The organism is Actinoplanes hulinensis, from assembly GCF_019429605.1.
Lineage (GTDB): Bacteria > Actinomycetota > Actinomycetes > Mycobacteriales > Micromonosporaceae > Actinoplanes > Actinoplanes campanulatus.
The window spans coordinates 243,381-262,563 of record NZ_JAHXZI010000010.1 but is presented as its reverse complement, the minus strand read 5'-3'; the positions used below and the strand labels follow the sequence as shown (position 1 = coordinate 262,563).

Here is a 19,183-nt window from a genome sequence, read left to right as displayed (position 1 = left end):
AATTGTGCCGGGTGTTCGGTCAGCCCGCCTCTTCCGCCCAGACGCGCCAGTTGTCCAGGACTCCGTACAGCGCCGGGGTGAGCCAGCCGGGCGCGGACCTGCGGAAGACCCCGGGATCCATCGATCCGGCGCCCGCGGGCAGGGCGCCCACCAGGTGCGGGACCAGCTCGCCCAGGTTGGCCCAGTGGACCAGCTCGGGTTCGGCCGGCCAGGCGCCGAGGATCACCCGGGCCGGGACGCCGCGACGGTTCAGCGCCTCCAGCGTGAGGGCCGTGTGGTTCAGCGTGCCGAGCCCGGCGCGGGCCACCACGATCATCCCGCAGCCCAGCGTGGTGCCCAGGTCGGCGAACGTCCACGCCTCCCCGGACGGGCGCACGCCCATCGGCACGAGTAGGCCGCCTGCGCCCTCGACCAGCACCAGGTCGTGTTTCTCCGCCTCGGCCCGGATCGCGTCGACCACGTCGAACAGGTCCAGCGGGGGCAGCCCGGCCACCTTGGCGGCGGCCAGCGGGGCGAGCGGCTCCGGGAATTCGGACAGGGTGCGCACGGTCTCCGGACCGGCCAGGCGGGTCACCACCTCGGCGTCGGTCGGCATGCCGGTGTCGATGCCGGTCTGACCGGGTTTGATCACGGCCACGCGGAGGCCGGCGGCCTGGGCGGCGGCGGCCATCGCCGCGGTGGCGATGGTCTTGCCGACCTCGGTGTCGGTGCCGGTGACCAGCACGATCCCGCGCCACTCGTCGCTGTCGGCCCGGCTCGGCCGCGCCGTCTCACGCGTCTCAGCGGGCGCTTCGGGCGCTTCGGGAGCGGCCACCGGCTCCGCGGGCTCGATGGAAGCTTCGGCGGGCTCGGCGGGCTCGGCGGAAGGCTCCGCAAGCCAGGTGGGGGGCGAGGTCTCCGGTTCACCGGTGGCTTCGGCCGGGGTCACGCTCGCCACCGGCGATGGTACGGCCGGAGCGTGCCCGCCACCGTGGGCCTGCAACGGGTCGAGGGCCGTCGTCACCGTCCGCCGGGCCGGGCCGGTGGCGACCGGCAGGCCGTGGCCACCGCCGCGGTGCGGGGGAACCAGCGAGAGGTGGGTGGGACGGGACGCCTGAGGGGGGTCGGCGGTCATGGTGCGCACTCCAGGATCACGGTCAGGGCTCGGGCGAAATCCGTCTCGGGGACGCCCGCGTTCACGGTCAGCCGCAGGCGCGAGCTGCCGTCCGGTGTCGACGGTGGCCGGAAGCAGCCGACCGCGACCCCACGGTCCCGGCAGTCGGCGGCCCACGCCACGGCGGCCTCCGGCCCGGGCGCCGGCACCGAGAGCACCCCGGCCGCCGGATCGCGGGCGGAGAGCCCCGCCTCCCGTAGCCGGGCGGCGATCCGGGCGCCGCGCTCGAACAGCACGGCCCGCCGGTCGTCGGCCTCCCGGGCGATGCCGACGGCGGCCAGCACCCCGGCCACCACGGCCGGCGGCGGCGCCGTGTCGTAGATGAAGCTGCGGCCCGTGTCGATCAGGTGGCGGACGAACGCCGCCGGCCCGGCCACCACGCCACCGGCGCCGCCGAGCGATTTGGACAGTGTCGCCGTGACGATCACGCCGGGCGCGCCGGCCAGCCCGGCGGCCGCGACCCCGCCCGCGCCGGACGGCCCGAGCAGGCCGAGAGCGTGCGCGTCGTCGACGATCAGCAGCGCGCCGTGGGCCGCGGTCACCTCGTGCAGGGCGGCGAGCGGGGCGAGATCGCCGTCGACCGAGAAGACCGACTCGGTCACCACGGCGGCCCGGCCCGGATGCGCTTCGAGGATCGCGGCGACGGCGGCCGGGTCGTTGTGCGGCGACACCCGCACCGGCAGACCGGAGATCCGGCAGCCGTCGATCAGGGAGGCGTGGTTGTAGGCGTCCGACACCACCAGGTCGCAGACCGCGCCGACGGCCCGGACCACGGCCAGGTTGGCCAGATAGCCGGACGAGAAGACCAGGGTGGACTCGGCGCCCAGCCAGCCGGCCAGCGCCTCCTCCAGCTCGGCGTGCGGGCCGGTGGAGCCACGGACCAGCCGGGAACCGGTGGCGCCCAGCCCGTACCCCTCGAGGGTCTCGCGTGCCGCGGCGATCACCCGGGGGTGGGCGGAGAGGCCGAGATAGTCGTTGCCGGCCAGGTCGACGACGGTGTCGCCGGCGGCCCGCGGCCGCAACTGACGGGTGAGCCCCGCCTTGGCCCGCTCGCGGGCCAGGCTGTCCAGCGCCTCCAACCAGTCCGCCAAGACACCCCCAGTGATCACGAGAATGGGAAACTATCACCCAGCACCGACAGTCCTGCCGACCTGTGAACTCTGTAGGGTACGGGCATGTCTGACATCCTCGACCGGGCCAGGGCCCGGGTGCTCGACGAAGGTTCCGGCCTGGCCGAGGCGGACATTCTGGAGATTCTGCGCCTGCCCGACGAGGCGCTGCCGGAGCTGTTGCAGCTCGCCCACGACGTCCGGATGAAGTGGTGCGGCCCCGAGGTCGAGGTCGAGGGCATCGTCTCGCTGAAGACCGGCGGCTGCCCCGAGGACTGCCACTTCTGCTCCCAGTCGGGCCTGTTCGCGTCCCCCGTCCGGGCCGTCTGGCTGGACATCCCCTCCCTGGTGGAGGCCGCGAGGCAGACCGCCGCCACCGGCGCGAGCGAGTTCTGCATCGTGGCCGCCGTCCGCGGGCCGGACAAGCGGCTCATGGAGCAGATGCGCGCCGGGGTCGCGGCCATCCGGGAGGCGGTCGACATCCAGGTCGCCGCCAGCCTCGGCATGCTCAGCCAGGAGCAGGTCGACGATCTGGTGGACATGGGCGTGCATCGCTACAACCACAATCTGGAGACCTGCCGGTCGTACTTTCCCAACGTGGTGACCACCCATTCGTGGGAGGAGCGGTGGGAGACGCTGAGGATGGTTCGCGAATCCGGCATGGAGGTCTGCTGCGGCGGCATCCTCGGGCTGGGCGAGACCGTCGAGCAGCGGGCCGAGTTCGCCGCCCAGCTCGCCGAGCTGGACCCGCACGAGGTGCCGCTGAACTTCCTGAACCCGCGGCCCGGCACCCCGCTGGGTGACCGGCCGGTGGTGGAGGGCAAGGACGCGCTGCGCGCCATCGCCGCCTTCCGGCTGGCGATGCCCAGGACCATCCTCCGGTACGCCGGGGGCCGCGAGATCACCCTCGGTGACCTGGGCACCCGGGACGGCCTGCTCGGCGGCATCAACGCGGTGATCGTCGGCAACTACCTCACCACGCTGGGCCGCCCGGCGACCGCCGACCTGGAGCTGCTGTCCGACCTGAAGATGCCGGTCAAGTCCCTGTCGGCGACCTTCTGATGTTCTGCGACCGGTGCGGGCTCCCGGCGGCCGACGGTGACCACACGGGTTGCGCGGCGGCACGTGCGCTGGAACCGCCCCGGTTCTGCGCGCGGTGCCGCCGCCGGATGAAGGTGCAGGTCGTCCCCACCGGATGGACCGCCACCTGTGTGGAGCACGGCATCCGGACCGGCTGAAGCCTGTCCCGTGGCTTGCGTGGGGCCGCGGCGTGGCGCTAGGCCGACGGCGCCGGGGTCTCCCGGGCGGCCGGCATCGTGACGCTGACCATCGCGCCGTCGCGCTCGAAGGCGTGCGCCCCGAGCCGCCGCAGCGTTCGCAGCATCGCCACGTTGTCGCTCGCGATGTGCGCCACCACCGCGCCGAGGCCGGCCCGCTCGGCGTGCGTGTGCAGCCGGCGCAGCAGGACGGTGCCCAGGCCGCGGCGCTGCCAGTCGTCCTCCACCAGGACGGTGGTCTCACCGAGGTCGCCCTCGACGAGCAGGGTCGCCATCGCCGCCACCGACCCGCCCGGGGCCACCGCCAGCAGGGTGACCCCGCGGGACGGCTCCAGGAGGCGGCGCAGCCGGGCCTCGCCGGGGACCCCGCCCGGGTAGCGGTGGCGCAGCGTGGCCGGCGAGCACTCCTCGTGCAGGTCGCGGACGGCGGGCAGATCGTCCGGCCCGGCCGGGCGGAGCACCAGCTCGGAGCCGTCCGGCAGGAGCAGGGACACCTGCTCCCGCTGCAACCGGTGGACCGAGGCGGCAACCTCGACCAGCGCCTGCGCCCGGGCGAACTCGGCCGGGGTGAAGGCGGGCAGCGCCCGGAGCACCTCCAGGCAGCCGCCGGCCGGGTCGATCAGCGTCATCCGGCCACCGTGGAACCCGGGCCCGTCGGAGGCGGACGCCGGCCGCCAGCGCACGTCGGTGGCGTCCAGCAGGGCGGCCAGGGACTCGCCGAGGGAATCCGGCTCGTGCACCAGGCGCCCGGCCAGCGCCAGACCGCGGGTCGGCTGGTCGGCCAGGCCCTCCGCCTCGGCCCGGGCGACGAACGCGTCCCGCCCGCGGCCCTTGACCACCGCCGCCATCAGGTCGGTCTCGGTGAGCGCGTCCGGCGCGTCCACCAGGAAGTCGTCGACCGCGCCCTCCTCGGTGGTGTGCACCTGGACGGCGAGGATGTTCACCGACCGCAGAGCCAGGCTCGCGGTCAGCACCGAGAGGTAGCCGGGACGGTCGTCGACCGTGGCCCTGATCCGCCACAACGCCATGCGGGCACTCCTTTCCTCCGCCCTCAAGAGTGCACCGGCGTTGTTGCGCGGATATTGCTTTCACCAGCGGTTACCGGGTCAGGAGCATCACACCGGGGTGGCCCCTGCGGGCGTGCCGACGGAGTCCAGACGGTCACCGAGGATGACCGCGGCGGCCCGCACCAGCTGGGCGACCCGGTCCACCTCGGTCACGTGGAAGGCGGCGGCGGGCAGTTCCTCGTCGTCGGCACGGGCGACGACCAGCACCAGCCCGGCCCGGCCGAAGGGAGCCACCGCGTAGCGCGCGCCGCCCGGCTCGGCCATCGGGCGGGCCCGCAGCGGGGTGACCTCGGGCAGGTGCAGCGGGGACGGGGCACGCCAGCTCGCATAGACCGACCGCGGCTCGCTGCCACCGCCGGCGCCGCTGCGGGCCGCCCAGTCGGCCGGCACCACCGCGGCCGCGGCCCAGTCGGCGGCCAGCAGGCCGGGCACCGCGTCGACCAGGGTGGCCAGGCCGTCCACCGGGTTCGCCGCGACCTGGGCGAGCAGTTCGGCGTCGTGGCCGCCGTTGACCGGGGCTCCTATCGCCTTCCACACCCCGTCGACCTGCACGCCGGGGATGGCGGCGAGACCGGCGAGGAGGCGCTCGACGCGGGTGGCGCCCGGCCACACCACGGTGAAGTCGTCGACGGCGCGGCCGCCGAGCCGTTCCAGCACCACCACCTGGACGATGTCCGCGCCGGCCACCCCGAGGGTGCGCGCGACCTGGCCCAGAGCGCCGGGACGGTCCGGCAGAGTGACTCGAACCCGCAGCAACATGAAACTCCTCCCGTCGCGACGGCCGGTGGCGCCGTCCTGCGATCAACACCTTGCACATTCGGCGTTTCGGACCCGTTGCACGGCCGTGTCCCGGCCGTCAAGCTGCAGCTTTATGTCCGGAATCACAACGTCAGGGTAGGAGTCCGCGATGTTCCCCGAACTGTGCCGGTCGGGTGTCGGACAGTGCCGTAGGGTCGGCACATGATCTGCGCAGCCTGCCGGCAGCGGCGGCACGACGACTGCCGCGGCGGTTCGTGGTGCGACTGCCAGCACCGCGAGCCCGAGCCGGTCCCGCCGGTCACCGGTCCGCCCGGTCCGTGAATCTCGACCCCGAGGCGCTCGCCGCCCACTACCCGCGTGCCGAGCGGCCCGTCCTCCGGGTGAACTTCATCGCCAGCGCCGACGGCGCGGTCACCGTCGACGGCCTCTCCGCCGGCCTCCAGGGGCCCGGTGACAAGGAGGTCTTCGACACCCTGCGGATGGTCTGCGACGCCCTCGTGGTGGCGGCCGGCACGGTCCGCGCCGAGGGCTACGACGCCCTGCGACCGACCCCGTCCGCGCGGGCCTGGCGGGTCGCGCACGGGCTGCCCGAGTTCCCGCTCATGGTGATCGTCTCCGGCTCCCTCGATCTGGACCCCGCACAGCTGGTCTTCTCGGACGCCCCGATCCCGCCGGTCGTGCTGACCCATCGGGCCGCCCCCGATTCCCCGGTCCGCGAGGTCGCCGAAATCATTCCCACGGGTGACACCGAGGTCGACCTCGCGGCCGGGCTGCGGCTGCTGCACGAGCGCGGCGCGACCCAGCTGCTCTGCGAGGGCGGGCCGGGGCTGCTGGGCTCGATGATCGCCGCCGATCTGGTCGACGAGCTGTGCCTCACGGTCGCGCCGCTGCTGGTCGGCGGCCCGGCGGGCCGCATCGCGCACGGACCGCCGTCACCGCCGCGGAGGATGTCGCTGCGGCACGCGCTCGTTCACGGGGACATGCTTTTTCTCCGGTACGCGCGGAGCGCCTGATTCCTGGATTCAAGATCTTGTGCATAACTCTGTGGATGGACCCCACAGGTTGTGGACAACCAAGGGCGCGGGCATTTTGTCGTACCTCTGAGGCACGATGATCGGCGTGTCTGACGAAGCTGAGCCTGCCCGCGGCGGAAAACTGAATGCAAAATCGGCGGATGACCCCGTCGGCCGCGTGCTGGGCACCGCGGACGCCACCCCCTTGCAGTTCTGGACGGCCGTGACCCCCGGCAGCTACCTCCAGCTCGACGACGTCGTGGTGACCCGCCGTGACCTGCCGGACCGCGAGCCGGTGACGATCGCCGGGGTGGTCACCCAGGTGCGCGCCCGGCACGAGGGGGCCCAGTTCGACTCGGACGTGTTCGCCATCGCCGAGGGCACCCTGCCCGCGATGGTGCAGGAGGCCGCCGAGATCACCACCACCCGCGTCGACCCGGAGCTGTATGTGCCGCCCGCCCCCGGCGCGGTGGTGCACCGGGCCACCGGCGACGCCCGCGACGCCGCGCTGCACTTCGACCGGATGGAGCGGCGGGTCCCGATGGGCACCGGGCGCGACGGGGTGCCGGTCTTCCTGAACGCGGATTTCCTCGACGGCACCCGCGGCGCGCACGTGTCGATCTCCGGCATCTCCGGCGTGGCCACCAAGACCAGTTTCGCCACGTTCCTGCTCTACTCGGTGTTCCGGTCCGGTCAGCTCGGCGCCGACGGGACCAACGCACGGGCGCTGATCTTCAACGTCAAGGGTGAGGACCTGCTCTTCCTGGACCATCCGAACACGAAGCTGGACGAGACGACCCGCGCGGCGTACGCGCATCTCGGTCTGCCCGCCGCGCCGTTCCCGGACGTCCGGGTCTACGCCCCGCCGCGTGCCGGCGACTCGTCCGGCGCTCCGGACGTGGCCAGCCGCCTCACCGGTGTCGACGCGTTCTACTGGACGCTGGCCGAGTTCTGCGAGAAGAAGCTCCTGCCGTACGTGTTCGCCGACGCCGACGACGAGCGCCAGCAGTACACGATGGTGGTCCACTCGGTCACCGCCCACCTGGCCCGGTACGCGGTCCCGGCCGAGGGCGGCATCAGCATCGACGGGCGGCGGATCAGCTCGTACCAGGATCTCGTGGACCACGTCGTCGAGCAGCTCACCGACGACGAGACCCGGTCCACCTGGGCCGGCAGCGCGGTCAACATGGGCACGGTCAACGCCTTCGCCCGCCGGCTGATCGGCAGCAAGCGGGACCTGTCCCGGCTGATCCGCGGCGACCTGGCGCAGCGCCGGCCGCACCAGATCAAGACCGCGGACAGCGCTCAGGTCACCGTGGTCGACCTGCACAACCTGCCGGACCGGGCGCAGCGGTTCGTGGTCGGTGTGACGCTGAAGACCGAGTTCGAGGAGAAGGAGAAGTCCGGCACCGGCCGCCCGCTGCTCTTCGTGGTCCTCGACGAGCTGAACAAGTACGCACCCCGCGAGGGCTCCTCCCCGATCAAGGAGGTGCTGCTCGACATCGCCGAGCGTGGCCGCTCGCTCGGCGTGATCCTGATCGGCGCCCAGCAGACCGCGAGCGAGGTGGAGCGGCGGATCGTGACGAACTCGGCGATCCGGGTGGTGGGCCGGCTCGACCCGGCCGAGGCGTCCCGCCCGGAGTACGGCTTCCTGCCCCCGGCCATGCGCCAGCGCGCCCTGCTGGCCCGGCCCGGCACGATGTTCGTCAACCAGCCGGACATCCCGGTCCCGCTCTGCGTCGAGTTCCCGTTCCCGGCGTGGGCCACCCGCAAGTCGGAGTCGGGGCCGCCGCCGGCCGAGACGTTGCGGTCGATCGTGCAGGGCGCCGACCCGTTCGCGGTGATAGGCGGGCGACCAGGGGCCGACGACGACATTCCGTTCTAGGGATCGGACTAGGGTTCAGCGATGCGCATCCTGCACACCTCCGACTGGCACGTCGGGAAGGTTCTCAAGGGCCGCGATCGTCGTGACGAGCATCGGCGAGTGCTCGCCCAGGTGATCGAGATCGCCCAGGCCGAGAAACCCGATCTGGTGATCGTGGCGGGCGACCTCTACGACACGGCGGCACCGACCGCCGACGCCACCAAGCTGGTGACCCGGGCGCTCTCCGCCCTGCGCCGGACCGGTGCCCGGGTGGTGGCGATCGGCGGCAACCACGACAACGGGGCCGCTCTCGACGCGTTGCGCCCGTGGGCCGACGCCGCCGGGATCGAGCTGCGCGGGTCGTACGCCTCCGATTTGAATGATCTTTTGATCGAGGGCGTCACCGAGGGCGGCGAGCGGTGGCGGCTGGTCGCCCTGCCGTTCCTCTCCCAGCGGTACGCGATCCGCGCCGCCGAGATGTACGAGCTGACCGCCGCCGAGGCCAACCAGACGTACGCGGATCTGGTTGCCCGGCTGATCGCCAAGCTCAGCGAGCCGTTCGCCGAGCCGGGTGTGGTCAACCTGCTGACCGCCCACCTGACGATCGTCGGGGCGAGCACCGGCGGCGGCGAGCGTGAGGCGCACACCGTCATGGGCTACGCGGTGCCGGCCACGGTCTTCCCGCCGAACGCCCACTACGTGGCGCTCGGTCACCTGCACCGGACCCAGTCGGTGATCTCACCCTGCCCCACCCGCTATTCGGGCAGCCCGCTCGCCGTCGACTTCGGCGAGGAGGAGAACGTCTGCTCGGTGGCGATCGTCGACGTCTCGTGCGACAAGGCGGCCCACGTCCGGGACGTGCCGGTCACCTCGGCGCTCACCCTGCGGACCGTGCGCGGCACCCTGGAACAGCTCGCCACGGTGAACCTTCCGGACGCCTGGCTGCGTGTCCTGGTCCGGGAGGCGCCACGGCCCGGCCTCCGGGAGGACGTGCAGGAGCTGCTGCCCAACGCGCTGGAGGTGCGCATCGACCCGGACATGCTGCCGAGCCGGTCGGGCGCGCGGTCGGCGGAGCGGGCCGGCCGTTCCCCACGCGAGCTGTTCGGCGACTACCTGGACAGTCGCGGCAACGCCGAGGAGGGCGTCCGCGAGCTCTTCGACCAGCTGTACGACGAGGTGAGCAGCAACCAATGAGGCCATTAAGGCTGGACATGGCCGGATTCACGGTGTTCCGTGACCAGACCACCGTGGACTTCACCGACGCCGACTACTTCGCCCTGGTCGGCCCGACCGGCTCGGGCAAGTCGACGGTGCTGGACGCGATCTGTTTCGCCCTCTACGGCACGGTTCCCCGGTGGGGCGGCGTCCGGGGCATCGGCAACGCGCTGGCCCCGTCCGCGTCCGAGGCCCGGGTGCGGCTGGTCTTCGAGTCGGCGAACAACCGGTTCGTGGCGACCCGGGTGGTCCGGCGGGACGGCCGGGGCAACGTGAAGACGGCGGGAGCCGGGCTGCAGCTGATGCCGCCCGGCTTCGACGTCACCAAGCTCGACACCGGCATGGACCTGGCCGATCTCGGCGAGGTGCTGGCCGGCACCCCGGCCGAGATGGACGCCGCGGTGCTGGAGGCGGTCGGCCTGCCGTACGAGCAGTTCACCAGCTGCGTGGTGCTGCCGCAGGGCCAGTTCGCCGACTTCCTGCACGCCAAGCCGGCCACCCGCCAGCAGATCCTGGTCAACCTGCTGGGCCTGCACGTCTACGAGGAGGTGCAGGTCAAGGCGACCGAGCGGGGCCGTACCGCGGAGGCCAAGCTGACCGTGGTCGAGCAGCAGCTCGGCACCCTGGAGGACGCGACCGACGAGGCCGTCGAGGCGGCCGCCGGGGAGCTCTCGCGGATGCGGGAGCTGACCGCCGCCGTGGAGGCGGCCGTGCCGGGGCTGCGTACCGCCCGGGAGGCGGAGACCGCCGCCGCCGGGGCGCGGGACGCGCTCGACGCCGAGCTGGCCGCACTGGGCTCGGTCCGGGTGCCGGACGGGCTGACCGAGGTGTCCGGCGCGATCGCCGCGGCCCGCGACGCCGCCACCCGTGCGGCCGACGAGGTGCACGCCGCCGAGGAGGCCGAGGAGAAGATCCGCGGCGAGCTGGCCGCGGCCGGTGACCCGGGCCGCCTGCGGGTGGCCCTCGACCGGCACACCGAGCTGGCCCGGCTGATCGAGCAGGAGGAGTGGTTCGCCGGCAAGGTGTCGGTCGCCGAGGTCGAGCATCGGGACGCGGTCGCCGCCGCCGATCTGGCGCACGCCCACCACGTCGGCGCCCAGCAGCTTCTGGAGCAGGCCCGGCAGGACTACCGGGACGCCCAGCAGCGGGACCGCGCGGTGGCTCTGCGCGGCCACCTGACCGCCGGCGACGCCTGCCCGGTCTGCGAGCAGACGGTGACCGAGGTGCCGGAGGTGCCCGGGGAGTCGGCGGTGCGGATCGCCGAGGTGGCCGGCAACGTCGCCAAGGAGGAGGCGGAGAAGGCGACCGCCCGGTGGCGCGAGCGGGACGCGGTGGCCCGCAACGTGGCGAACGACCTGGAGCGCAAGCGCGGCCAGTACGAGCACCATCTGACCCGCCTCGCCGAGGTGCGCCGGGCGGTGGAGGGCCTGCCCGGGGCGGAGGCGCTCCAGCAGCGCCTGGCCGAGCTGGGCGAGCTGCAACGGCGCCTGGAGGACGCGGCCGCCGCGGTCCGGGTCGCCCGGGACGGGCACCGTCGGGCCCAGGCCCTGGTCCGGACGGCGGAGGAGCAGCAGCGGGCGGTCTGGCAGCGGTTCGACGCGACCCGGGACGGCCTGGCCCGGTTCGTGCCGCCGCCGGCCGACCGGGACGACCTGGCCGGCGCCTGGCGGGCCCTGGTCGACTGGGCGGCCGCCGAGCACGACCGGCGCCGGGCCGCCCGGGAGGAGGCGGAGGCGGCCGTCCGGACGGCCCGCGCCTCGACCGTCCGGGTGCACGAGTCGATCGTGGAGCTGTTCACGGCGGCCGGGGCGACGACGCCGGCCGGCCAGGTGGGCGAGTCGGGGCTGATCCGGGCCGCCGCGGTGGCGGCCGAGCGGGCCGCCGCGGCGTGGCAGCGGGCCACCGAGCGGCGTGAGTCGGCCCGGGCCGCCGCCGAGCAGCGGGGGGAGTTGCAGCGGGAGAGCCGGGTGGCCAAGTCGCTGTCCGGGCACCTGCGGGCCAACAACTTCGAGCGCTGGCTGCTGGAGGAGGCCCTCGACCTGCTGGTCGACGGCGCCTCCCGGATCCTGCGGGAGCTGACCGGCGGGCAGTACGAACTGATGCACGAGAAGGGCGAGTTCTACGTCGTGGACCACCACGACGCCGGGCTGCGGCGCGGCGTGCGGACGCTCTCCGGCGGCGAGACGTTCCAGGCCTCGCTGGCCCTGGCGCTGGCCCTCTCCGAGCAGCTCGCCGGGATGAGCACCACGGCGGCCAGCCTGGAGTCGATCGTCCTGGACGAGGGCTTCGGCACGCTGGACGCGGCCACCCTCGACGTGGTCGCAGCGACCCTGGAGAACCTGGCGGCCCGCGGTGACCGGATGGTCGGCCTGGTGACCCACGTGCACGCGCTGGCCGAGCGGGTGCCGGTCCGGTTCGAGGTGCGCAAGGACGCGCGTACCGCCCATGTCGAGAGGGTCGGCCTGTGACCAGAGTGTTCGTCGACGCGTGGGACCCGTCCTACGGCGCGTCGTTCGAGGGTGGCGACGGCGGCGACGGGCCGGGCTCGTCCAGCAGCGCCCAGGTGGACGTCGAGGTCGAGGTGCCGGCCGCCGAGTGGGCGCCGATCGACGTGCCGGCCGGCGCCCGGGTGCCGGACGTGGTGTTCCTGGTGGACGGGGTGCGGCGCAACGACGCCCAGGTGTGGACGGCGGAGGACGACGGCACCTCGTACGCCGGGCTGGCCGCCTCGTTCGCGGCCGGCGTGGTGCGCTGTGACCTGGCGCGCGGGGCGGCCGAGCTGGCGGTCGCCCGGGTGGGCCGGGGCCTGTTCACCGCCAGCCCGTCGCTCGGTGACGTCCGCGCCGGGACGGTGAGCTACGAGGTGCACCGGGTCAGCGGGCCCGGTGAGGCGAGCAAACTGCCGGCCGCCGTGCAGGGGCCGCTCACCGCGCTGGAGATCGAGATCTCGTCGGCCGCGCGGGACAGCGGCTCGGACGGGACCGACCTGTTGATCGTGGACGGTCCGCTGCGCAACCGGCGGCAGCTGCCCCGCACCATCGGGTATGTGAAGACCCAGCAGAAGCACTATCTGCCGGCCGCGCAGGAGGCGATCGTGCCCCGGCTGCGGCCCGGCCAGCGGACCCCGGTCTTCCAGATCGGCACGGTCTGGGGCGGCTGGTCGTGGTATCTGAGGTTGCCCGGGTCGTCGGGCGCGCCGTGGTCCGGGATCGTCCGGGTGGAGTGTTCGCCCGAGCTGTCCCCGGAGCAGGCGATCGAGCTGGCCGAGGTGTCGCTCGCGACGCTGCCCCGGTTCGCCTCGTCGGCGTACAAAGACCCGCGCGCGCCCCAGAACCTGGTGCCGATCGCGGGCCTGGAGCGCCGTCTGCGGGGCATGCTGGGTGACGCCCGGGTGCTGCACCGGGCACTGGCCCGCGACTCGGCACGCGCGTTCTGAGGGGGCGTGCCCACTTGCTGGGCGCGCAATCTCAGAATCGATCCCGGCGTCTCATCAAGTGGGACGCTGATCCGGGTCCCGGGGCGGGGTCCGCGTGGACGGCCGTGGCGCTCGCCGCGGAGGTCGGTGACGGGCTGTCGCGTGGCGTGCGAATTCGGGCACGGTGTACCGCCCGATCAGGGGGACAAGGAATTGGGAGCGCTCCCGGACGGGTGTCGCCCGAAAGGGGCCGACCGGCACTCCGGCATCCCCCGATCGGCTCACCGGGGCCCCTATTAGCCGCACATTACGCACCTGTGACAACGCAGTGGAATCGCTCGTTCACGCTGCGAGATCACGCTCTCTCGGCCCTCCGAGAATTATTCTCAGGGACATGTCCAGGGCCGATTGTCACTGAGTATCATTCCGCCTTACCTGGCGTCCCAATCGGCGTTGATCAATACGGAGGGTGATCGGCGACTGGTGCGCCGTCTCGACCACGAACGCAGCGGAGGACCGTTGAGACCGAGTGTCCCGGAAATTCTCGCCCCGGCTTTGATCCCGGCAGGGCTCCCCGGCCGTATCTCAGGCGACGGGGAAGGGTCCGGGCGGAGGTATCGATGCATGCGGTGGTCGAGGAACGGCTCGCGCCGGAGAGGGTGCGCGTGATGGCACGGCAACACTCCGGTGGCAGGTGGCAGGCTCTGGACGGTGGCAACCAGCGGGACCAGGGCACGGTGATCCCGCGGCAGGGGCCGCGGCACGAGGCCGCTCCGAGCAGTTCTCCCAGCCACGAGGACACCCTCGTGCGGACGCTCTACGAGGAGCACGCGGGCCCGCTGCTGATGTTCGTGCTGCGGCTGACCGGCGGTGACCGGCAGCGCGCCGAGGACATCGTGCAGGAGACCCTGCTCCGGGCCTGGCGCAACGCGCACCGGCTCGGCGCCCAGGGCCAGCAGTCGCTGCGCCCCTGGCTGGTCACCGTGGCCCGGCGGATCGCCATCGACGAGCATCGCAGCGCCAACGCGCGCCCCGCCGAGACGTACGATCGGGAGCTGGAGAGTTTCCCGACCACGTCCGACGAGACCGACAAGGTCCTGCAGTCGATGACCGTGTCGGACGCGCTCCGGCAGTTGAGCCACTCGCACCGGGAGATCCTGATCGAGACGTACTTCCGCGGCCGTACCGTGCCGGAGGCCGCCGAGGCGCTGAACCTTCCGCTGGGCACGGCGAAGTCGCGGGTGTACTACGCGCTGCGCGCGCTGCGCACCGCGTTGCAGCAGCGGGGGGTGACGGAATGACGCAGGAGCAGCACTACGACGTCGCGTCGTACGCCCTCGGCATCCTCGACGACCGCGATGCCGCCCAGTTCGAGGACCACCTGATCGACTGCGCGCAGTGCGCGTACGAGCTGGAGTCGTTCGTCCAGGTGGCGGACGTCCTCGCGACCGTGGACGCGGAGGCCTTCGTGGCCGCCGAGCGGGCCGAGCGCGACGGCGCGGTCCTGAACCGCATGATGCGCGAGGTCGGCGTGGAGCGGCAGCGGGCCAACAGTCGCCGACTCTACTCGCTGGCCGCCGCCGTGGTGGTCTTCGCCATGCTGTCCATCGGCGCGCTGTTCGCCGGCGGCCGGTGGCTCGCGCCGGACCAGGCGGGCCAGACCGAGACCGGCGCCCAGGGCGGCGCCAGCCAGCTGGACCAGCTGCCGAGCGCCGACGGTGTGGCCATCGGTGGCACCAAGCTGCCCGGCGACAACTACAGCGGCACCAACAGCCGGACCAACGTGGCCGCCGCGGTCGGCCTGCTGAAGAAGGACTGGGGCACCCAGGTCTCCTTCGCGGTCGCCAACATCACCGGGCCGAAGACGTGTGCCCTCTTCGTGGTGCGCACCGACGGCACGGCGGAGAAGGTCGCCGACTGGACGGTCACCGAGACCGGTTGGGGCACGGCCGCCAACCCGACCCCGCTGATGCTCCAGGCGGTCACCGCCACCCCACGGGACAAGATCGCGCACGTCCAGGTCCAGGAGATCACCTCGACCGGCGCCGGCGAGACGCTTGTTCGCGTTCCGTAACCGTACGACCACTAAAAGGTCCGGCCGCCCATGCGGCCGGGCCTTTTTCGCGTGCCGGGTCATCTCTTTACGTACGCCCGGGCCGGAAGGTTCAACCGAAAAATCATTGATTTGATCCACCCGAATGTTCAACCGACTTCGCACCCTCTCCGTACTACTGGCCGGAAATGGCATAGCCATGAATCAGCCGGGAGGGCTCGTGGTACCGGAGAAGCGAAAGTTGATGGTCGTCGGTGCGGCGCTGGCGGCGGTGATCACCCTGCCCGGTTGTGCCCCGGCCGGATTCGACGCGGGCGCCGCCGACTACGGGAACGCGGCGGAACCGGCCTCGAACGATGTGCAGGCCTCGCCGGGCGCCACCGGTGAAGCCGTCGCCGCGGCCGATCCCACCGCCGAGGCGACCGCGCCGGCCGACCCGGCCGGCGGTGGCGAGGCGAACACCCCGGAGATCAGCGACGAGGTGGCCACCACCGCGCTGAACGCGACGAAGGTCGCCCGGATGGGCAGCACCGTTCAGGACGAGGACGGCTTCGTGCTCTACCGCTTCGACAAGGACTCGGACGACCCGGCGAAGTCGAACTGCAACGGCGACTGCGCCAAGATCTGGCCGCCGGCGGTCACGAACGACGGGGAGCCCACCCTCAAGGGCGTCGACAAGTCCCTGGTCGGGACGGTCACCCGGGCCGACGGCACCAAGCAGCTCACCCTCAAGGGCTGGCCGCTCTACCGCTACATCGGCGACAAGAAGCCCGGTCAGTGGAAGGGCCAGAACGTCAGCGGCACCTGGTTCGTCATCACGCCCGCCGGCACCAAGAACCTGACCTGCCTGCCGGCCGTGTCGAAGCCGGTCGCTCCGCCGTCCGACGACACCTCCGGCGAGGCCGGCAGTGGCGAGGCCGGCGGCGACTACAGCTACTGATCCGGCAGACACGAGGCATTGGAGGACATGATGAGGACCCGCCGTAGCCCCCGATGGCTGGTCGGCACCCTGGCTCTATCCCTGGCGTTCATGGTGGCGCCGGCCGGGGTGGCTCACGCCGCGGAGCCGGTTCCGGTTCCGCAGACCTCAGGCCTACCGAACAAGGGCATCGGCACGATCAGCGCGGCCGACCGTGACTTCGTGATCAAGGTGCGACTGGCCGGCCTCTGGGAGGTCCCGGCCGGCAACATGGCCGTGGAGAAGTCGAACAACGCGGCGATCAAGAAGATCGGCCAGTCGATCGCGGCGCAGCACGTCGCGCTGGACAGCCTGGACCGCACCGCGGCCAAGAAGCTCGGAATCAGCCTGCCCAACCAGCCGAACGGCGACCAGCAGCTCTGGCTGAACGAGATGCGCACGGCGGCGACCCCGGAGCAGTTCGACCAGATCTTCATCGACCGGCTCCGTTCCGCGCACGGCAAGATCTTCCCGGCGATCGCCACGATCCGGGCCACCACGCGCAACGACACGGTCCGCGCGCTGGCACAGCAGACGAACCAGTTCGTCGCGACGCACATGACCCTGCTGGAAAGCAGCGGGATCGTCGACTACGCGGCGCTGCCCACAGCGCCCGCACCGGCCGCCGCCGGACAGGGCCCCGTCCCGATCGACAACCAGATGCTGGTCGCGGCGACCAACGGGGACAGCATCCCCGGCCTCAGCAACACCGTAATCCTGTTGGTCCTCGCTGCCGCGCTGGTGGTCGGGGTCGTAACGACCATGCGCATCTTCCGCGCGCGGTAAGTCGAAATCGCCCACGGCGACGAAGAAAGGTGTCACCCATGCGAAGGTCCAAGTACCGCCGCGCCAATTCCCCGACTTGGTTCAGCGGTCGGCGCCGCATCGCGGTCATCGGCGCTGCGGCGTTGGCGGCGTTTGGCGGCGTAGTGACCGTCACCCAGATCTCCAACGCGGCCACCGAGGACACGGTCACCGACCGGGCCATGGCGGCGTGTGACGATCTGCAGGCGCCGAAGTCCTCGCGGCTCTCCACCCAGACCCGGCGGGGCACGTACACCACGAACAACGGTCAGGTCACGCAGCACCCGGACGACGGTGCCGGTGACGTGGCGACGACCGCGGACGTGCAGAACCGCTGTCGCGAGTGGGTGCTGAACAACGTCGCCTCCGAGACCGAGGCCACCACCCTCCGGCGTAACCGTGGCAACAACGGCGGCCGGGGCAACAACAACGGTGGCGGCCGGGGCAACAACAACGGCGGTGGCGCAGCACCGAGCGCCAGCGCCGCGGCGCCCGCCGACGGAGCCACCAGCGCGCCCGCCGACGGAGCGACCAGCGCCCCCGCCGACGGAGCGACCAGCGCCCCCGCCGACGACCAGAACCAGGGTGGTGGCGACCAGAACCAGGGTGGTGGCGACCAGAACCAGGGTGGTGGCGACCAGAACCAGGGCGGAAACAACGGCGGCAACAACGGCGGCGACAACGGTGGCAACAACGGCGGCGACCAGGGTGGGGACCAGCCGGACCCCGCTCCCACCGCCACCACGCCGCCGCCCGGCGCCGGGCTCGGCATCCTGACCAACAACTGCGAGACCTCCGACCTGGAGGCGCACGACGGCTTCCAGCGTGGCAACCGCTGCGTCTCGACCGAGTTCGGTGAGGTCGGCGCCGCCGCGAACAACCCGACGCTGCTGATCACCGGCGCGCCCCGGGTGGTCAACCGGAACACCCCGTTCACCCTCCAGGTGAGCACCCGGAACCTGATCCGGGACCGGTTCCTCGCGGCCGGCCAGGGTGGTTACTACGTGGAGTCCAGCGTGCTCCAGGGCGGCCTGGTCCGCGGTCACTTCCACACCGCGTGCCGGATCCTGGACAGCCAGAACCAGGCGCCCGCCCCGGACCCGGTCCCGGCGTTCTTCGTCGCGACCGAGGACCGCCTCGGCAGCGCGCAGCCGGACACCGTTGCCATCCAGGTGGCGGGTCTGCCCCAGTCGGGCACCTTCCAGTGCTCCTCGTGGGCCGGTGACGGTTCGCACCGTATCCCGATGATGGAGCGCGCCAACCAGACGCCGGCCTTCGACTCGGTCCGCATCCGGGTCCGCTGACCGGCGGCTGAGAAAGACCGCGGACGCCGCTGCCGCGTCGCCGGACCGAGCCGGACCCGGGTCTCCCACCCCGGTTCGGGCCCCCCTTCGGTCCGGCGATCGTCCTTCCCCCTGCTGGACGAGAGCGCGGCGGGCCACCCGGCCACCACCGGGTTCGGCGCCGCAGAGAGTGACCGGACATTCTCGGGCGTCCGGTCACCACACCGATGGCCCTGACCCCGGAGCACGGTCAGGGCCATCGGTCTGCCCCTACGGAGTGTCATAGTGGCGCGGTGGAAGTCGTTCGCCGCCTGCGCCCACCCGAGCGTTACGCCTTCGCCGTCTCGGTGCGGCCACTGCTGGTCCCGAAACACGATCCCTGCGGGCGGCTCGGCGAGGACGGTCTCTGGCTCGCCATGCGTACCCCGGCCGGGCCCGCCTCGCTGCACCTGGCCCGCCTCGCCGGGGAGCTGATCGCGACCGGTCACGGGCCGGGCGCCGAATGGGCCGCCGACCGGGCCGACGCGATCGCCGGTCTCCGCGACAATCCGGGCGATCTGCCCACGCTCGCTGCGCGGCATCCGCTGGTCGCCCGTCTGGCCAGGACCTTTTCCGGGGTACGCCTACCGGCCACCGGACAGGTCTTCCCGCGACTGCTCCGCGCCGTCCTCGAGCAGAAGGTCACCGGCAAGGAGGCGCACCGGTCGTACCGTGCGGTCTGCCGGCATTTCGGTGAGCCGGCGCCGGGCCCGGCCGGTCTGCTGCTGCCACCGGACCCGGCCGCCGTGGCGGCCACCGCCTATTGGGAGTTCCATCCGTTCGGCGTCGAGCAGCGCCGCACCGAGACCCTGCTGCGGGTCGCGCGGGTCGCGGACCGGCTGGAGCGCTGCGCCGACGCGGCCGAGGCGACCACCCGGATGACCGCGCTGCCCGGGATCGGCCCGTGGACCGCCGCCGAGACGGTGCGGTACGCCTACGGCGACCCGGACGCGGTCAGCGTCGGCGACTTCCACATCCCCAACACGGTGGCCTGGGCGCTGGCCGGTGAGCCGCGCGGCACCGACGCCCGGATGCTGGAGCTGCTCGAACCGTTCCGTGGCCACCGGGGCCGGGTCTGTGACCTGCTCGCCCTGGGTGGCATCCAGGCGCCGAAGTTCGGTCCCCGGATGCCGCTGCGGTCGTTCGCGCGGTTCTGATACGCCACCCTCCGCTA

At 72.7% G+C, this 19,183-nt stretch carries 16 protein-coding genes and 1 pseudogene; 13 read left to right on the top strand and 4 right to left on the bottom strand.

From position 1 onward, the window contains the following. Positions 1-19: 19 nt before the first annotated feature. Together bioD and KZ829_RS20760 are read right to left on the bottom strand one after the other, a co-directional pair. The gene (gene bioD / locus KZ829_RS20765) at positions 20-727 is read right to left on the bottom strand and encodes a dethiobiotin synthase (RefSeq protein ID WP_308285597.1); all 708 of its coding nucleotides are present in this window, start codon (positions 725-727) and stop codon (positions 20-22) included. Between the two features lie 383 nt (positions 728-1,110). After that, positions 1,111-2,244 carry an 8-amino-7-oxononanoate synthase gene (locus tag KZ829_RS20760; protein ID WP_220145584.1) on the bottom strand — a complete coding sequence of 378 codons (1,134 nt, stop codon included), beginning with the start codon at positions 2,242-2,244 and terminating at the stop codon, positions 1,111-1,113. Between the two features lie 84 nt (positions 2,245-2,328). On the opposite strand from KZ829_RS20760, the gene bioB reads away from it, so the two are divergent. Together bioB and bsaP are read left to right on the top strand one after the other, a co-directional pair. Beyond that, entirely contained in the window at positions 2,329-3,324 is a 996-nt protein-coding gene (bioB, locus tag KZ829_RS20755; RefSeq protein WP_220145583.1) for a biotin synthase BioB, read from the top strand. A gap of 2 nt (positions 3,325-3,326) precedes the next feature. Next, positions 3,327-3,500 (top strand): annotated as a pseudogene (gene bsaP / locus KZ829_RS45025) (biotin synthase auxiliary protein BsaP); the annotation flags it as partial. A gap of 38 nt (positions 3,501-3,538) precedes the next feature. On the opposite strand, the gene KZ829_RS20750 reads toward bsaP, so the two are convergent. Further along, positions 3,539-4,567, bottom strand: coding sequence for a GNAT family N-acetyltransferase (locus tag KZ829_RS20750; RefSeq protein WP_220145582.1), 1,029 nt, complete (start codon positions 4,565-4,567; stop codon positions 3,539-3,541). An 87-nt stretch (positions 4,568-4,654) separates the two neighbouring features. Beyond that, positions 4,655-5,365, bottom strand: coding sequence for an ACT domain-containing protein (locus tag KZ829_RS20745; RefSeq protein ID WP_220145581.1), 711 nt, complete (start codon positions 5,363-5,365; stop codon positions 4,655-4,657). Between the two features lie 317 nt (positions 5,366-5,682). On the opposite strand from KZ829_RS20745, the gene KZ829_RS20740 reads away from it, so the two are divergent. The 11 genes from KZ829_RS20740 (at position 5,683) to KZ829_RS20690 (ending at position 19,166) form a co-directional block, all read left to right on the top strand. After that, the gene (locus KZ829_RS20740; RefSeq protein ID WP_308285594.1) at positions 5,683-6,378 is read left to right on the top strand and encodes a pyrimidine reductase family protein; all 696 of its coding nucleotides are present in this window, start codon (positions 5,683-5,685) and stop codon (positions 6,376-6,378) included. Between the two features lie 97 nt (positions 6,379-6,475). Then, positions 6,476-8,263 (top strand): ATP-binding protein, encoded by a 1,788-nt coding sequence (locus KZ829_RS20735; RefSeq protein ID WP_372453882.1) that lies wholly within the window; start codon positions 6,476-6,478, stop codon positions 8,261-8,263. Positions 8,264-8,284: 21 nt separating this feature from the next. Beyond that, a complete protein-coding gene (locus KZ829_RS20730; protein ID WP_220145580.1) occupies positions 8,285-9,436 on the top strand; it encodes an exonuclease SbcCD subunit D in 1,152 nt (383 codons plus the stop codon). After that, entirely contained in the window at positions 9,433-11,925 is a 2,493-nt protein-coding gene (locus KZ829_RS20725; protein ID WP_220145579.1) for an AAA family ATPase, read from the top strand. The genes KZ829_RS20730 and KZ829_RS20725 overlap by 4 nt, the downstream gene beginning before the upstream one ends. After that, complete coding sequence (locus KZ829_RS20720) at positions 11,922-12,893, top strand: hypothetical protein (protein ID WP_220145578.1); 972 nt, start codon at positions 11,922-11,924, stop codon at positions 12,891-12,893. Before KZ829_RS20725 ends, KZ829_RS20720 begins: the two co-directional genes overlap by 4 nt. A gap of 599 nt (positions 12,894-13,492) precedes the next feature. After that, complete coding sequence (locus tag KZ829_RS20715) at positions 13,493-14,173, top strand: sigma-70 family RNA polymerase sigma factor (RefSeq protein WP_183216144.1); 681 nt, start codon at positions 13,493-13,495, stop codon at positions 14,171-14,173. After that, on the top strand, positions 14,170-14,946 hold the full coding sequence (locus KZ829_RS20710) for a hypothetical protein (RefSeq protein ID WP_204295022.1): 777 nt from the start codon (positions 14,170-14,172) through the stop codon (positions 14,944-14,946). The genes KZ829_RS20715 and KZ829_RS20710 overlap by 4 nt, the downstream gene beginning before the upstream one ends. 223 nt (positions 14,947-15,169) lie before the next feature. Then, positions 15,170-15,865, top strand: a complete 696-nt coding sequence (locus KZ829_RS20705) for a hypothetical protein (protein ID WP_220145577.1) — start codon at positions 15,170-15,172, stop codon at positions 15,863-15,865. Between the two features lie 30 nt (positions 15,866-15,895). Next, complete coding sequence (locus tag KZ829_RS20700) at positions 15,896-16,669, top strand: DUF4142 domain-containing protein (protein ID WP_220145576.1); 774 nt, start codon at positions 15,896-15,898, stop codon at positions 16,667-16,669. A 38-nt stretch (positions 16,670-16,707) separates the two neighbouring features. Beyond that, positions 16,708-17,991: a Pecanex-like protein 1 gene (locus tag KZ829_RS20695; RefSeq protein WP_220145575.1), complete on the top strand. Its 1,284-nt coding sequence runs from the start codon at positions 16,708-16,710 to the stop codon at positions 17,989-17,991. A gap of 206 nt (positions 17,992-18,197) precedes the next feature. Further along, a complete protein-coding gene (locus KZ829_RS20690) occupies positions 18,198-19,166 on the top strand; it encodes a DNA-3-methyladenine glycosylase family protein (RefSeq protein ID WP_372453881.1) in 969 nt (322 codons plus the stop codon). Positions 19,167-19,183 lie beyond the last annotated feature (17 nt).

Coding starts and splice junctions, on each gene's coding strand:
- bioB (WP_220145583.1), top strand. CDS start 2,329: ATGTCTGACATCCTCGACCGGGCCAGGGCCCGGGTGCTCGACGAAGGT.
- KZ829_RS20750 (WP_220145582.1), bottom strand. CDS start 4,567: ATGGCGTTGTGGCGGATCAGGGCCACGGTCGACGACCGTCCCGGCTAC.
- KZ829_RS20745 (WP_220145581.1), bottom strand. CDS start 5,365: ATGTTGCTGCGGGTTCGAGTCACTCTGCCGGACCGTCCCGGCGCTCTG.
- KZ829_RS20735 (WP_372453882.1), top strand. CDS start 6,476: ATGATCGGCGTGTCTGACGAAGCTGAGCCTGCCCGCGGCGGAAAACTG.
- KZ829_RS20730 (WP_220145580.1), top strand. CDS start 8,285: ATGCGCATCCTGCACACCTCCGACTGGCACGTCGGGAAGGTTCTCAAG.
- KZ829_RS20725 (WP_220145579.1), top strand. CDS start 9,433: ATGAGGCCATTAAGGCTGGACATGGCCGGATTCACGGTGTTCCGTGAC.
- KZ829_RS20715 (WP_183216144.1), top strand. CDS start 13,493: ATGCATGCGGTGGTCGAGGAACGGCTCGCGCCGGAGAGGGTGCGCGTG.
- KZ829_RS20710 (WP_204295022.1), top strand. CDS start 14,170: ATGACGCAGGAGCAGCACTACGACGTCGCGTCGTACGCCCTCGGCATC.
- KZ829_RS20705 (WP_220145577.1), top strand. CDS start 15,170: ATGGTCGTCGGTGCGGCGCTGGCGGCGGTGATCACCCTGCCCGGTTGT.
- KZ829_RS20700 (WP_220145576.1), top strand. CDS start 15,896: ATGAGGACCCGCCGTAGCCCCCGATGGCTGGTCGGCACCCTGGCTCTA.
- KZ829_RS20695 (WP_220145575.1), top strand. CDS start 16,708: ATGCGAAGGTCCAAGTACCGCCGCGCCAATTCCCCGACTTGGTTCAGC.
- KZ829_RS20690 (WP_372453881.1), top strand. CDS start 18,198: ATGGCCCTGACCCCGGAGCACGGTCAGGGCCATCGGTCTGCCCCTACG.